The organism is Pseudochelatococcus contaminans, assembly GCF_014195635.1.
Taxonomy (GTDB): Bacteria; Pseudomonadota; Alphaproteobacteria; order Rhizobiales; family Beijerinckiaceae; genus Pseudochelatococcus; species Pseudochelatococcus contaminans.
This window is the reverse complement of sequence record NZ_JACICC010000003.1, coordinates 267,053-281,715: the sequence shown is the minus strand read 5'-3', so window position 1 is coordinate 281,715 and position 14,663 is coordinate 267,053. Positions and strand designations below refer to the sequence as shown.

General features: G+C 65.4%; 11 protein-coding genes. 9 read left to right on the top strand and 2 right to left on the bottom strand.

Annotation, left to right across the window (positions count from 1 at the left end; all coding sequences use genetic code 11):
* Positions 1-197: 197 nt before the first annotated feature.
* Entirely contained in the window at positions 198-926 is a 729-nt protein-coding gene (locus FHS81_RS07765) for a DUF2076 family protein (protein ID WP_183751627.1), read from the bottom strand.
* A gap of 250 nt (positions 927-1,176) precedes the next feature.
* Between FHS81_RS07765 and FHS81_RS07760 the strand changes: the two genes are divergently transcribed.
* The 9 genes from FHS81_RS07760 (at position 1,177) to mutL (ending at position 14,092) form a co-directional block, all read left to right on the top strand.
* Positions 1,177-2,061 carry a TIGR01459 family HAD-type hydrolase gene (locus tag FHS81_RS07760; RefSeq protein ID WP_183751625.1) on the top strand — a complete coding sequence of 295 codons (885 nt, stop codon included), beginning with the start codon at positions 1,177-1,179 and terminating at the stop codon, positions 2,059-2,061.
* A 46-nt stretch (positions 2,062-2,107) separates the two neighbouring features.
* The gene (locus FHS81_RS07755; RefSeq protein WP_183751623.1) at positions 2,108-3,130 is read left to right on the top strand and encodes a bifunctional riboflavin kinase/FAD synthetase; all 1,023 of its coding nucleotides are present in this window, start codon (positions 2,108-2,110) and stop codon (positions 3,128-3,130) included.
* A gap of 300 nt (positions 3,131-3,430) precedes the next feature.
* Positions 3,431-6,433 (top strand): isoleucine--tRNA ligase, encoded by a 3,003-nt coding sequence (gene ileS, locus FHS81_RS07750; protein ID WP_183751621.1) that lies wholly within the window; start codon positions 3,431-3,433, stop codon positions 6,431-6,433.
* Between the two features lie 31 nt (positions 6,434-6,464).
* Positions 6,465-7,067, top strand: coding sequence for a signal peptidase II (lspA, locus tag FHS81_RS07745; protein WP_246374907.1), 603 nt, complete (start codon positions 6,465-6,467; stop codon positions 7,065-7,067).
* A 139-nt stretch (positions 7,068-7,206) separates the two neighbouring features.
* Positions 7,207-7,902: a hypothetical protein gene (locus FHS81_RS07740; RefSeq protein ID WP_183751619.1), complete on the top strand. Its 696-nt coding sequence runs from the start codon at positions 7,207-7,209 to the stop codon at positions 7,900-7,902.
* A 184-nt stretch (positions 7,903-8,086) separates the two neighbouring features.
* Positions 8,087-9,433: a M16 family metallopeptidase gene (locus FHS81_RS07735; protein ID WP_183751617.1), complete on the top strand. Its 1,347-nt coding sequence runs from the start codon at positions 8,087-8,089 to the stop codon at positions 9,431-9,433.
* 48 nt (positions 9,434-9,481) lie between these two features.
* Positions 9,482-10,795, top strand: coding sequence for a M16 family metallopeptidase (locus FHS81_RS07730; protein WP_183751615.1), 1,314 nt, complete (start codon positions 9,482-9,484; stop codon positions 10,793-10,795).
* Positions 10,796-10,831: 36 nt separating this feature from the next.
* Entirely contained in the window at positions 10,832-12,184 is a 1,353-nt protein-coding gene (locus FHS81_RS07725) for a glucose-6-phosphate isomerase (protein WP_183751613.1), read from the top strand.
* Between the two features lie 3 nt (positions 12,185-12,187).
* Complete coding sequence (mutL, locus tag FHS81_RS07720) at positions 12,188-14,092, top strand: DNA mismatch repair endonuclease MutL (protein WP_183751611.1); 1,905 nt, start codon at positions 12,188-12,190, stop codon at positions 14,090-14,092.
* A 6-nt stretch (positions 14,093-14,098) separates the two neighbouring features.
* Here the strand turns inward: mutL and rsmD are convergent, their stop codons facing one another.
* Positions 14,099-14,659, bottom strand: a complete 561-nt coding sequence (gene rsmD, locus FHS81_RS07715; protein WP_183751609.1) for a 16S rRNA (guanine(966)-N(2))-methyltransferase RsmD — start codon at positions 14,657-14,659, stop codon at positions 14,099-14,101.
* Positions 14,660-14,663: the final 4 nt, after the last annotated feature.

Sequence of the window (14,663 nt, the reverse complement as noted above, 5' to 3'; positions counted from 1 at the left end):
AGCGTTTTCAAGCAAAGTGGATACCGCTTTGCGTGAAGAAAACGCCTCAAACCAAGAATATAGAGCATTTCGGCGTTTCAACGAAATGCCGAAATGCTCTAAACAAAAACCGCCGGATCGTATGATCGATCCGGCGGTTTTTTTCGTTTGTGGAGAGAACCCTTCTCAATGGCTCATCGAAACGGGTTCATGCAGCATCAGGCCCAGTCGTCACCGCCGCCGAAATCATCGAAGCCGCCATCAAGACCTTCGTCATAGCTGGCGTCCTGATAGGTCGCGTCGTCATAACCGGCATCCTGCGCCACGTCTTCCTGCCCGGCTGTCTGGTCTGCGGCGGCAGACTGATCGGCCGCAGGCGTCGCTGCATCCGTGCCACCGCTGAAAGCGTTCATCAGCACGTTACCGAGCACCAGACCACCGGCGACACCTGCAGCCGTGGTCATGGCCGATGCGAGGAAGCCGCCGCCACCTGCCGCGCGATTGCCCCATGGACCGGGCTGCTGCGCGCCAGGTTGCGCGCCCTGCTGCCCACCCCACGGACCAGCAGCAGGCCCGGGGCGACCAGCAGCGGGATGAGCGCCCGCCGGACGCTGGCCGGGCCGCTGCGCCGAGCCTTGTGCGGGACGCGCCTGCGCGGCGGGCGGCGTGGAGCCACCGAACAGACTGGACAGGAAACCACCGCCGCCGGACTGGGGAGCGGCCCTTGCCTGCTCGGCCTCTGCTTCCAGTGCATTGACGCGGTCGTTGAGGTTGGTCAGCGCCTGCTCCTGAACGTGCACGATCTGCGCCAGCAGATAAGCCGCGCCGGGCTGGGCAGCGAGACGCTCGCGGATAAGGGCCTCCGCTTCCGGATCGCGCGGCTGGTTTTCAGCCTGCTGAAGCCGGTCGAAAATCTGGTTGATGACATCACGTTCCTGCGGGTTCACGTCGCTATCCTCCTCAATTGACCCAGCGCGGCGTTGCGCCTGCAGTCTCGCGGGAAAGTAGGAACTCCACGTGCCCACGCCAATGGGGAACGGGCAATAACATATGCGTGAGCGCCAAAATATCGCGCCGTGCCCGCCACCCGGTTTCCGGTCGGTGCCATACGGCCCTTGACAGACCGGGGCATTGGCCTGTAGCGCCAGAAGCGATTTGCGAGCCGCAGCCACACACGGCCACAAGGAGTTGTCCGGCATGCCAGCAGCCAGCGTCAAACCCACGGAGATCGTTTCCGGTCTCGCGTCGGTCGCCGACAGATACGACACCATCCTCTGCGATGTGTGGGGCGTGCTGCACAACGGCATCTCGGCGTTTCCCGAAGCCGGCGACGCTCTGGCGCGGTTTCGTGAGGCGGGCGGCACGGTCGTCCTCATCACCAACGCGCCCCGTCCGCACGGCATCGTGCAGGCCATGCTGGAAGGGCTCAACGCCCGCACCGATGCGTGGGACGCCATCGTCACCTCCGGGGATGTGACGCGGGGAGAGATCGCCGATCGCACCGGCCGCCCGGCATTTCATCTGGGGCCGGAGCGTGACCTGCCTGTTTTTTCGGGCCTCGACGTGTCGCTGACCACGCCGGAGGAAGCCGATTACGTCGTGTGCACCGGCCTGTTCGACGACAACACGGAAACGCCGGAAGATTACGCAACCCTGCTGGACAAGCTGCGCGCACGCGAGCTGACGATGATATGCGCCAACCCGGATCTGGTGGTGGAGCGCGGCAGCGAGCTGCTGTATTGCGCTGGCGCCCTTGCGGATGCCTATGAGCGGCGCGGCGGCGAGGCGGTTTATGCCGGCAAACCGCATGGTCCCATTTACGAGCGCGCCATCGCCACGGCTGCGACAATCCGCAGCGGGCAAGGGACTGAACCGCGCAAGATCCTCGCCGTGGGCGACGCCATCCGCACGGACATTGCCGGCGGCGCGCGGGCGGGGCTGGATACGCTGTTCGTCGCACGCGGCATCCACGCGGGCGAAACGCTCGATGCGGCTGGCCGCATCAACCGCGATCACCTGCCCGGCTGGGTGAAGCAGCAAGCCTACGCCCCCACGATGGCGATTGAACGTCTGGCATGGTAGAGACCATACCGCAGGCACAAACTTAACAGTGTACGATACGGGAATCATGGCCGCGCATCCCCCGCAAACGCATACTCCGTCAGGACCGTTTCCGGCCCCCCATCTGCCACTGCATCCCGCGCCGGCGGTGCACGGGTTCGAAAGGCTGCCCGCGCCCCTGTCGCGGCCCGTCATCGCCATCGGCAACTTCGATGGTGTGCATCGGGGCCATCAGGCAGTGATCGCAGCCACGCGGTCGCTGGCCCGCAAACTGCAACGCCCCACCGCCATACTCACCTTCGAGCCGCATCCGCGCGTGTTCTTCACGCCGGATCGTCCCGTGGCGCGCATCACGCCGCCGCCGCTGAAGACGGCTATCGCGCAGGGGTTCGGCATCGATGCAGCCATCGTCTTCGCCTTTGACGAAACCTTCGCCGCCCTGACAGCCACGCAATTCGTGGACGATATCCTCATCGGCCGCTATGGCGCCTCCGGGATCGTGGTGGGGCACGATTTCCATTTCGGCAAGGGCCGCCAGGGCTCTCCAGCCTTTTTGAAGCAGCACACCGCGGGGCTCGATCTCCCGGTGGATGTGATCCATCCGGTTTCGGACGGCGACCTGCCGGTGTCATCCTCCGCCATCCGCGCGGCGCTGGCCGAGGGCGATATCGCCACCGCCAACGCGTTGCTGGGTTATCGCTGGATTGTGCAGGCCGAGATCATCCACGGCGACGCGCGCGGGCGGACGCTTGGTTACCCGACGGCCAACATGAAGCTGTCGCCGGATATCGTGCTGCGGCACGGCATCTATGCCGTGCGGGCGCGCATCGATGGCATCGTCCGCAACGGTGTTGCCAGTTTCGGCCGCCGGCCCACATTCGACGACGGCGCGCCGCTGCTTGAGGTGCATCTGTTCGACTTCGCCGGCGATCTTTACGGCAAGCATCCGGAAGTCGAGTTTATCGAATGGATCAGGCCGGAGCTGAAATTCGACAGCATCGATGCGCTGATCGCGCGCATGGACGATGACAGCCGTCAGGCCCGCGCCGCCGCCGCCCGCGGTGACGGCACGGTTTCGCTGCTGAAATGACGGGCGCGGCGAACGGCGCGCATTCCTCCTTTACGTCGCCGCCTTCCGGCTGATAGAAGGCTCGCCATGATGCACCATGGATCTGACGCATCCATCGCCGGATGGAAGCCCCGCCCCACAGGCGCAGGGCGAATTAACGGCCCGGCTCCGGCCGCCATGTCGCCCGCCCCGGCGATATGAACCGGGGTCGGGAACAGATGACCGCGTGAGACGGCGACATGCCCGGCGCGGTCCGTTCGCCCTTGTTTTATGACAACGCCCGTCCCTGAAGCGGCGGCACACAGAAACGTTGCCTCATCCATGACGACCAAAAACGACACGACCTCCACAGACACCGCCACAGGCCGCGATTACGCGGAAACGCTGTTCCTGCCGAAGACCGAGTTTCCCATGCGCGCCGGCCTGCCGCAGCGCGAACCGGAGATCCTCGAACGCTGGCGCAAAAACGACCTTTACAGGCAGTTGCGCAAGGCCGGCGAAGGCCGCAAGAAATTCGTGCTGCATGATGGCCCGCCCTATGCCAACGGCAACATCCACATCGGCCATGCGCTCAACAAGGTGCTGAAGGATATGATCGTCCGCGCCCAGAGCATGCTGGGCCATGACGCCAACTACGTGCCCGGATGGGACTGTCACGGCCTGCCGATCGAATGGAAGATCGAGGAGCAGTATCGCGCCAAGGGGCAGGACAAGGACGCCGTTCCGGTAGTGGAGTTCCGGCGCGAGTGCCGCGCCTTCGCCGACCATTGGGTGGATGTGCAGCGCGAGGAATTCAAGCGACTCGGTGTCGTCGGCGATTGGGACGCCCCTTATCTCACCATGGCCCTGCCCGCCGAGGCGCAGATCGCCCGTGAGATCATGAAATTCGCCGCCTCCGGCCAACTTTATCGTGGCTCGAAGCCGGTCATGTGGTCCGTGGTGGAACGCACAGCGCTGGCCGAGGCTGAGGTCGAGTATCACGAGCACACGTCGCAGAGCATCTTCGTCGCCTTCCCGGTGGTGGATACCGACGATGCGGATCTGGCGGACGCGCGGATTGTGATCTGGACGACGACGCCGTGGACCATCCCGGCCAACCGCGCCATCGCCTATTCCACGGACATCGCCTATAGCCTCTATGAAGTGACGGACGCGCCCGAGGACAACTGGGTGCGCACGGGCGCGAAGCTCGTCGTCGCCGACGCGCTGGCCGAGAACCTGTTCAAGGCCGCGCGCGTCGAAGGGTACCGCAAGGTGCGTGCCGTCGATCCCAAAGCGATCCGCACGGCGGCGCACCCGCTGCGCGGCAAGGGCTATGATTTCGACGTGGTGCTGGTGGCGACGGATTACGTCACCGACGACGCCGGTACGGGCTTCGTCCATACCGCGCCCGGACACGGCGCGGACGACTACAACGCCTTCCTCGCCAACCGGGCGCTGTTCGCCGCCGCCGGCACGGAAGAGCTGCCGCACACCGTTGGCCCGGACGGCGCCTATTATCCGCACGTGCCGCTGTTCGCGGGCGCGCGCGTCCTCGACGACAAGGGCAAGGACGGCGACGCCAACGAGCGCGTCATCGCCGCGCTGCGCGAGGCCGATGCGCTCATCGCCCGCAACCGGCTGAAGCACCAGTATCCGCATTCGTGGCGCTCCAAGGCGCCCGTCATCTATCGCAACACGCCGCAATGGTTCATCGCCATGGACAAGCCCATCGGCGGCGGCAACGGATCGACCCTGCGCGAGCGGGCGTTGACCGCCATCACCCAGACGCAGTGGGTGCCTGCCTCGGGCGAGAACCGCATCACCGGCATGATCGCCAACCGGCCGGACTGGGTGGTCTCGCGCCAGCGTGCCTGGGGCGTGCCGATCACCGTGTTCGTGCGTGAGGACGCAGCAGGCAACGTCGCGGAACTCGCGCCCGGCCCGGATTTTCCCCACAGCGAGGAACTGGCGAAGCGCATCGCCGACGCCTTCGAGGCCGAGGGCGCTGACGCGTGGTTCAGCGCCGACCCGCGCCGCTTCCTCGACGGGCTGGTGGATGATCCGGCTACATGGACACCGATCAGCGACATTCTCGACGTGTGGTTCGATTCGGGCTCGACCCATGCCTTCACGCTGGAGGTGCGCAAGGATCTGGCCACGAAGCGCGTCATCGACGGCGGGCCGGACCGCGTGATGTATCTGGAAGGCTCGGACCAGCATCGCGGCTGGTTCCATTCCTCGCTGCTGGAAAGCTGCGGCACGCGCGGGCGCGCGCCTTATGACGTGGTGCTGACCCACGGCTTCGTGCTCGACGAGCGCGGCGAGAAAATGTCGAAATCGAAGGGCAACGTCACTGCCCCGCAGGACGTCATCAAGACCTCCGGCGCGGACATCCTGCGGCTGTGGATCGCGGCGTCCGATTATTCGGACGACCTGCGCATCGGCCCGGAGATCGTCAAGACCTTCGCCGAAACCTACCGCAAGCTGCGCAACACGCTGCGCTGGATGCTGGGTTCCCTGCATCACTTCGACCCCGGCCGCGTCGTCGTCTACGAGGCGCTGCCGGAGCTGGAGCAGCTCATCCTGCACCGCCTCGCGGAGCTGGACGAGGAGGTGCGCAAGGCCTACGAAACCTACGATTACAAGCGCGTGGTCTCGCTGCTGTCGGCCTTCCTCAACACCGATCTGTCGGCGTTCTATTTCGACATCCGCAAGGACACGCTCTACTGCGATCCCCGGACGAGCAAGACGCGGCTCGCGGCGCTCACGGTCATCGATCAGGTGTTCCGCACGGTTACGGTATGGCTGGCGCCCATCCTCGCCTTCACCGCGGAAGAGGCCTGGCTGTCACGCTTCCCGTCCGATACCGGCTCGGTGCATCTGGAAACGCTGCCGATCATCCCGCCGACATGGCGCAACGAGAAGCTGAAAGCGAAGTGGGACAAGGTGCGCGACGTGCGCCGCGTCGTCACGGGCGCGCTGGAAGTGCAGCGCGCAGCCAAGACCATCGGATCGAGCCTTGAGGCCGCGCCGCGCGTCTTCATCGCCGACGACAAGCTGCGCGAGGCGCTGGAAGGTTTGAACTTCGCCGACATCTGCATCACGTCCGCCATCACCGTCGAGGCGGGCGAAGGGCCGGAGGATGCGTTCAGGCTGCCGGAGGTTCCCGGCGTGGCCGTCGTCTTCGCGCGGGCGGAAGGCCGCAAATGCGCGCGCTCGTGGAAAATCCTGCCGGAAGTCGGCACCGACCCCGATTACCCCGATGTCACCCCCCGTGACGCCGAGGCACTGCGGGAGTGGGATGCCGCGCACAAGCGCGACGCGAACGGGGACGGCAAGTGAACGGTGAAAGAGTGAACGGTAACGGCAACCCATGAACATGCACACCGGCGCGGTGCCGCCTCCCCCGTCCGCCAGTCCGCCTGTGACCCCTCCCCCGGCAGACAGGCCGGCACGGCTATCGCCGCAGCAGGCAGGCATCATCGCCGCTCTGGTAACGCTGGTGCTAGATCAGGCAAGCAAGCTGTGGGTCTATCACATCTTCGACATCGCCTCGCGCGGTGTCGTGGAGGTGACGCCGTTCTTCAACATCGTGCTGGTGTGGAACAGGGGCGTCTCCTACGGCCTGCTGCAACAGGACACGGAGCTGGGACGCTGGCTGCTCGTCGGCGTCTCCATCGTGGCGGCCATTGCCTTGGCGATATGGGCTTTACGGGCGAAAACCGTGCTCGTCGGCGTGTCGCTGGGGCTTATCGTCGGCGGCGCGGCGGGCAACGCCATCGACCGCAGCGTCTATGGCGCGGTGCTGGACTTCCTCCACTTCCACGTCGCCGGGTTCAACTGGTACGTGTTCAATATCGCCGATGCCGCTATTGTTGCCGGAGTCGTCGGACTTCTGTATGATTCGCTTGTCGTCGAGCGGCGGCGAGGTGCGCCCGGCAACGATTCGGGCGGGGCCGCAGGTGACGGCAACTGAAGATGTGGCGATCAATGATCGGCACCGACCGCCACAACAGGCCGCTTCCGGTTGCGGATATCCGGCCCGGAAATAGCCGCATAGACGGGCAAGAATAATTCCGGCCCGCCAGAAGGGCGGCGAGAGAACGGGATGAGGCATGGCACGCTTTGATATGGCACGCATCGATTTCGCACGCAGCGGTCTGAGGAACGCCGGCATCGCTGCCGGTTTCGCGGTTTCGGCATTGGTTGCCGGAGCATCCGGCGCAATGGCGCAGCAGCCGGCGGACAACAGCGGCATTTTCATGAGGGACGTGCTGGGCTCGCTGGGCATCGTCGAGAAGGAAGCGCCGCAGATCGATTATCGCGAGCGCCCCAATCTCGTATTGCCCCCCGGCGGGGGCGCATTGCCAGCGCCGCGCGCCGGCGGTGCTCAGGCAGGGCAGGCCAACTGGCCGAACGATCCGGACGTCGCCGCGCGTCAGCGCGCCATCGACGCCGCGAACGAACCTGTGCCTGTCAATCGGGAAACGGGGCGCTTGCTGTCACCGGATGAGCTTCGCGCCGGACGCCGCGCGGGTGCTGGGCCGCAGGCACCGTCTTTCGACACCTGCTACGGCGATTCGTGCAGCGCACGCCCGCTGGATCCGCGCGAACTGCGCAACACCGGGCCGATCCGTTCGCAGCAGCCCGTCATCGCACACGGTCAGGAGCCGGAGCGCCAGACGCTGACACAGCCGCCGACCGGCTACCGCATGCCGGCCGCGAACGCGCCGATTCCGGAAAAGGAAGTGTCGCCGATCGAGCGGATCGATCCGTCCAGCCCGTACTTCTTCCTCAATCGGCAAAAGTAATTTCCGCCGCACGCGACACGGCCGGGCATTCGTGACTATATAGAGTTGATAACCTTGACGGCACCCCGGACACCGGCCAACTCCAGCGCCGGGCCGGGGTGCCCTGTCTTCCGCTCGTGAGGCGGCATCGTTCTCCAGAGGCTGCACGGCCTTGAGTATGCGCCTTCATCATTGTGAGTTGTGTATGACCAGTTCAGTTGCGAGCAAGAGCCTTTCCCTCAAGCGTTTTGCATCCACGGTGGCTGACACCGGAGCGGCTGGAACAGCCGGGGCGGGAGCGGAAGTGGTCACCCATACCCTCGCCAACGGTCTCGACATCGTCGTCATTCCGGACAGGCGCGTCCCCGTGGTGACGCATATGGTGTGGTATCGCAACGGCTCTGGCGACGATCCGGCCCGCAAGTCGGGCATCGCGCATTTTCTCGAACACCTGATGTTCAAGGGCACGAAGACCCACCCCACCGGGGAGTTCTCGCACCTCGTCGCCAGCCTCGGCGGGCAGGAAAACGCCTTCACCTCCTACGATTACACCGCCTATTATCAGCGCATCGCCAAGGAACACCTGGGCACGATGATGCACTATGAGGCCGACCGCATGACCGGCCTTGTGCTGTCCGACGACGTTGTCGATCCGGAGCGGCTCGTGGTGCTGGAAGAGCGCCGCCTGCGTACGGACAGCGACCCCGCCGCCCAGCTGCATGAGGCCGTGGCGGCGACGCTCTACACCCACAACCCTTACGGCACGCCGATCATCGGCTGGAACCATGAGATCGAGACGCTCGATCGGCATGACGCCGTCGCCTATTATGAGCGTTTCTACACGCCGGAAAACGCCATTCTGGTGGTGGCCGGCGACGTTGAGGCGGATGACGTGATCCGGCTGGCCGAGAGCACTTATGGCCTGATCGCGCCGCGCGGCGCACGCCCTGTGCGTGAGCGGGCCGTGGAGCCTGCCGCGGTTGCGGAAAAGCGCGTGTCGGTATCGGACGCACGCGTGGAACAGCCCTACCTTCAGCGAAGCTGGGTGGTGCCTTCCGCACGGACGCAAACCGGCTCGGAAGCTTATGCACTTGAGCTGCTGTCGGAGATTCTCGGCGGCGGCCAGACGTCCCTGCTCTACCGTCACCTTGTGCTCGACCAGCGCGTCGCGGTCGGCGCTGGCTCTGGCTACCACGCCAGCATGCTCAACGATTCGCGCTTCGACGTTTATGCCGTTCCCGCACCGGGCATCACGCTCGATGCCCTTGACGAGGCGGTGAGCGGCGTCATCAGGCAGTTGATCGACACCGGCGTATCGCAGGCGGAACTGGAGCGCGCGCGCACCCGTTTCATCGCCGAAATGATCTATGCTCAGGATAGCCAGGTGCATATGGCGCATATCTATGGCTCGGCGCTGGCAATCGGCGAAACCGTGGCGGATGTGCAGCAATGGACGGATCGCATCGAGGCCGTGGACGCCGCCGCCGTGCAGGAAGCGGCGCGCCGTTTCCTCACCCGGCCGCACACGTCGGGCTACCTGTTGCCTGCCTGATACTCTGGATCGTCCAGGCCGTCTGTTTCAAGTTTTTGAGGTTATCGCATGTCGCTTGTCGATCCAGGTTCCCAGACCCCGCTCAAGGCTTCCATTTCGGGCAAGGACGCCGCCCCGCGCAAGGTGCAGCGCGTCGTTACCAAAGGCGGCATCGAGGCATGGCTGGTGGAAGAATATGCCGTGCCGCTCATCGCGGTGGAGTTCGCTTTTCGCGGCGGCGCGGCGCATGACAAGGCGCAGCATGCCGGGGCGTCGCGGATTTTCGCCAGCTTGCTGGACGAAGGCGCCGGCCCCTACGATTCCGAAGCGTTTCAGGAGCAACTGGCCGAGCACGCCATTGAACTGAGCTTCAACGCCGACCGCGATGCATGGCGCGGTTCGCTCAAGACGCTGGCGCGCAACAAGGACCGCGCGTTCGAGTTGCTGCGGCTCGCGGTCGTCGAGCCACGCTTCGACGACTCCGCCGTGGAGCGCGTGCGCGAGCAGGTGCTGGCAGGCTTGCGCCATGAAGCGAACGACCCTGACGCGTTGGCAGCCAAGGCTCTGTTCGCGACGACTTTCGGCGACCATCCCTACGGTCTTCCGGTCAAGGGCACGGTCGAGACAGTTCCGGGCATTTCGCGCGACATCATTGCCGGCATCAAGGCACAGGCGCTGACACGCGGCAATCTGGTCATCAGCGTCGTCGGCGCCATCGATGCGGATACGCTTGCTGCCCACCTCGATGCCGTCTTCGGTGACCTGCCGGCAACGTCGAATCTGCAGCCGATCGCGCCCGCAACACCGCTGGCCACGGGCGGCCTCGACATCATCGATGTCGACGTGCCCCAGACCTCGCTGCGGTTCGCGGTGCCGGGACTGCTGCGCAACGATCCGGATTTCATTGCCGCCATCGTGTTCAACCACATCCTTGGCGGCGGCGCGTTCACGTCGCGGCTGTTTCAGGAAGTGCGCGAGAAGCGCGGCCTCGCCTATGGCGTCTCCACCTCGCTGGCGACGTTCCGCGCCGCCGGCCTCGTAGTGGGCGGCACCGCGACGAAGAACGAACGCGCCGCCGAATCGCTGACGGTCATCCGCGAGGAAATCGCAAAGCTCGTCGACAAAGGCCCGGACGAGGATGAACTGGCGCGCGCCCGGCAATATCTTGTCGGCTCCTACCCGCTTCAGTTCGACAGCTCCTCCAAGATCGCCCGGCAATTGTTGCAGATCGCGCTCGACGATCTCGGCATCGACTACATCGACCGCCGCAACGGCCTGATCGAGGCCGTGACGCTGGCTGACATCCGGCGCGTGGGCAACAGGCTGTTTGGCGAAAGCCAGTTGCTTGTTGTCGCGGCCGGACGGCCGGAAGGGCTTGCCTGACTACCCCATTCCTCGAAGAGATGACGGAGAGATCCCATGGCGCACGGTCATTCCGGTAAGGATCACAAGGCATACGATCAATCTATCGAGCTGGCTCTGGCTTCCCGCGTCGGCGGCAAGGGCCTGCCGGACACGGCCATCGACGCTGCCTTCGCGGCGGTCGGCACGGCGCTGGGGCGGGTCAACAAGGAGGTCGCCGCCGGCGGGCTGCCGTTCATCACCGTGGCCGCGGGCGCTGATGACCTGCCCGCCATCCGCGAAGCGGCGGCGCGTTTTCTCGGCAACGGGCCTGTCACGGATATCGTTTTCCTCGGCACCGGCGGCTCCAGCCTCGGCGCGCAGGCGCTGGCGCAGATTGGCTTCAACCAGGTTGCGGGGCTGGGACGGGTGGACGCACCGCGCCTGCATTTCTTCGATAACCTCGATCCGTTCACCTTCGATGTGACGCTGGCGCGCCTTCCTCTCGCCACGACGCGCGTGCTCGCGGTGTCGAAATCCGGTGGCACGGGCGAGACGTTGGTGCAGACCATTGCTGTTATCACGGCGCTGGACAAGGCGGGGCTGCGGCCGCGCATCAGTGAGCTGGTGCTCGGCATTTCCGAACCGCGCCGCGAGGGCAAGGCGAACGGTCTGCGTGACCTGCTGGAGCCGGAGGGCGTCAGCTTCCTCGATCACGACACTGGCATCGGCGGGCGCTATTCCGTGCTGAGCAATGTCGGCCTGCTGCCGGCCGCCATTGCCGGGCTGGACATCGCGGCGATTCGTGCCGGGGCAAAAAGCGTCATCGACACGCTCGCGGCTGAGGACGTGCGTGAGATCCCGGCTGCGACCGGTGCGGCGGTCAATGTCGCGGCGGCGCTTGAGGGCAAAGGCATCACGGTGCTGATGGCCTACACGGACCGGCTGGAGCGCTTCACCAAGTGGTGGATCCAGCTCTGGGCGGAAAGCCTTGGCAAGGATGGCAGGGGCTCGCAGCCAGTGGGCGCGCTCGGCCCCGTGGACCAGCACAGCCAGCAGCAGCTTTATCTCGATGGGCCGGATGACAAGCTTTTCAGCGTCATCACCCTCGACGTAAAGGGCGCAGGGCCGGCTATCGACGCTGACCTTGCCGCGCGCGCCGGGCAAGCGGGCTTCGGCGGCAAACATGTCGGCGATCTCGTCGCGGCGCAGGGGCTGGCGATGATCGACACATTCGCCAGCAATGGCCGGCCTGTGCGGCAGATCCGCCTTTCCCGCCTCGATGAGTTCAGTGTCGGCGCGCTGCTGGCGCACTTCCTGCTGGAAACGGTGCTGGCGGGTTACGCGCTCGGCGTCGACCCCTTCGACCAGCCGGCCGTCGAGGAAGCCAAGATCCTTGCCAAGCAATATCTTGCCGAAGGCAAGGGCTGAACCATGACCGGCCGCACCGCCGCCGTGCGCCGCCTCGAACCCGTGCTGATCGACAGGATCGCCGCGGGTGAGGTTATCGAGCGTCCGGCGGCTGCGATCAAGGAGCTGGTTGAGAATGCTCTCGACGCCGGCGCGCGCACCATTGAAGTGGTGATCGAAGGCGGCGGCAAGCGGCTGATCCGCGTCACCGACGACGGCCACGGCATGTCCGCGCAGGATCTTGAACTGGCCGTCGAGCGTCACGCCACCTCGAAGCTTCCCGACGGCGATCTTTTCGACATCCGTACATTGGGGTTTCGCGGCGAGGCCCTGCCCTCCATCGGGGCCGTGGCGCGGCTGTCCATCGTCACCCGCAACAGCGAGGACGATAACGGCTGGTCTATTATCGTTGACGGCGGCCGCCGGGAGCCTGTGCGTCCCGCCCCGGCAGCGCGGGGCACGCGAATCGAGGTCACGGACCTCTTCTCAGCCACGCCGGCACGGCTGAAGTTTCTCAAGACCGATCGCGCCGAAGCGCAGGCCGTGGCGGAAACGGTGAAGCGGCTGGCGCTGGCGCATCCTGCCGTGCGCTTCACCGTTGCGGGCGAGCATCTTTCCACCATCGACCTGCCCGCCGAGGGCGCTGACGATGCGGCGCTGCTGCGTCGGCTGGTGCGCCTTCTGGGCGATGACTTCGCGCCCAACGCACTTCCCGTCGACGCAATGCGCGAAGGTGTTGCGCTGGGGGGATTTGCTGGCCTTCCTACCTATCATCGCGGCACGGCGGCGCATGTTCATGCCACAGTCAACGGACGGCCGGTGCGCGACAAGCTGGTTTCGGGCGCAGTGCGCGCGGCTTATATGGATTTCCTCCCTGCCGGCCGTCATCCGGCGCTGGTACTGGCCATCACGTGCGATCCGCGCCTTGTCGACGTCAACGTGCATCCGGCAAAATCCGAAGTGCGCTTTCGCGATCCGGGGCTGGTGCGGGGGCTGATCGTCGGAGCATTGAAGCAGACCATTTCCGGGGCGGGGCATCTGGCGTCCTCAACCGGCGGGGCGCGCACGCTTGCAGCACTACGGGCACAGGCAAGCGTGCCGGAAACGCAGCTTCGACTGCATACGGGCCTGCACACCGCGCCATTCGAACCGCCGCCCCGCCCCGCCCCGGTCGCACCTGATTTTGCCGGCTGGCAAGCGCCTTTTGATCGCACGCCTGTATCCCCTAGAGCCGCTGGTTTTGCCGAAGCTGGCCCATCCGATTCCGCGCCCTCCGCAAACCCCGCGTTTGCCCCGGTGGCGGCGGATACACGGGCTGACGCCGCGCCTGTTGCCCCTGAAGATGAAGTCCAGCCGCTCGGAGCAGCGCGTGCGCAAGTGCATGGCAACTATATTATCAGCCAGACGGCGGATGGCATCGTCATCATCGATCAGCATGCGGCACATGAGCGCCTGGTTTACGAACGGCTGAAGCGCGAGCGCGCGGCGAATGGCATTGCCCGGCAACTCATGCTGCTTCCGGAGGTGGTGGAACTCGACCCTTCGGAAGCAGACAGGCTGCTGGCGCACGCGGAAACGCTCGCGTCACTCGGGCTGGTGGTGGACGGTTTCGGCGCGGGTGCGATTGCGGTGCAGGAAGTGCCCGCAGCATTGGCCGGCGGCGATATCCGGGGCCTTGTGCGCGATGTTGCGGACACGCTGACGGAATGGGGCGATGCCCGGGCGCTTGAAGAACGCCTCGACCATGTGCTGGCCACCATGGCCTGTCACGGTTCGGTGCGCTCCGGGCGCAGGCTGCGCCCGGACGAGATGAATGCGTTGCTGCGCGAGATGGAAGCGACCCCGTTCTCCGGCCAGTGCAACCACGGCCGCCCGACCTATGTCGAACTGAAACTGTCCGACATCGAGAGGCTATTTGGCCGAAGCTGAATTGCGTCAGCCGATGTTGCGCTGGCCAATGTAAAGCCGCGTATCGCCATAATCGCGCCGCTCGATTTCATCGATGCCGGCTGGAAAGGCAAAATCCGCCGTCGCGGCCTCCTCCACCAGAATGAGGGCATCGGCCGTGAGCCATCCCCCCTCGATAGCAGAGGCAAGGGCTTTTTCAGCCAGTTGCTTGCCATAAGGCGGATCGCAAAAAACCAGTGAAAACGGTTCGATCGGCTTTGCGGGACCGAGCTTCGTGGCATCCCGCCGAAAAATACGTGTCAGGCCGCCGACACCCAGCGCATCTGTATTGGTGCGAATGAGGCCGCGTGCCTCCGCACCTTCGTCAACCAACAGTGCGAATGCAGCACCACGCGACAGCGCTTCCAGCGAAAACGCCCCCGTACCCGCGAACAGGTCGAGCACGCGGGCATCCGCTACGGGATCGTCGTAGGCATGGGCGAGAACGTTGAAGATGGCCTCGCGCAGGCGATCCGAAGTCGGACGAATGGCATCCGACTTCGGGGTAGCCAACGCGTGGCCCTTGAAACGACCGGCAACGATACGCACGGGA

Excerpts from the sequence above, each read along its gene's own strand:
- FHS81_RS07760 (WP_183751625.1), top strand. The coding sequence starts at position 1,177 with ATGCCAGCAGCCAGCGTCAAACCCACGGAGATCGTTTCCGGTCTCGCG.
- FHS81_RS07755 (WP_183751623.1), top strand. The coding sequence starts at position 2,108 with ATGGCCGCGCATCCCCCGCAAACGCATACTCCGTCAGGACCGTTTCCG.
- ileS (WP_183751621.1), top strand. The coding sequence starts at position 3,431 with ATGACGACCAAAAACGACACGACCTCCACAGACACCGCCACAGGCCGC.
- lspA (WP_246374907.1), top strand. The coding sequence starts at position 6,465 with ATGAACATGCACACCGGCGCGGTGCCGCCTCCCCCGTCCGCCAGTCCG.
- FHS81_RS07740 (WP_183751619.1), top strand. The coding sequence starts at position 7,207 with ATGGCACGCTTTGATATGGCACGCATCGATTTCGCACGCAGCGGTCTG.
- FHS81_RS07735 (WP_183751617.1), top strand. The coding sequence starts at position 8,087 with ATGACCAGTTCAGTTGCGAGCAAGAGCCTTTCCCTCAAGCGTTTTGCA.
- FHS81_RS07730 (WP_183751615.1), top strand. The coding sequence starts at position 9,482 with ATGTCGCTTGTCGATCCAGGTTCCCAGACCCCGCTCAAGGCTTCCATT.
- FHS81_RS07725 (WP_183751613.1), top strand. The coding sequence starts at position 10,832 with ATGGCGCACGGTCATTCCGGTAAGGATCACAAGGCATACGATCAATCT.
- mutL (WP_183751611.1), top strand. The coding sequence starts at position 12,188 with ATGACCGGCCGCACCGCCGCCGTGCGCCGCCTCGAACCCGTGCTGATC.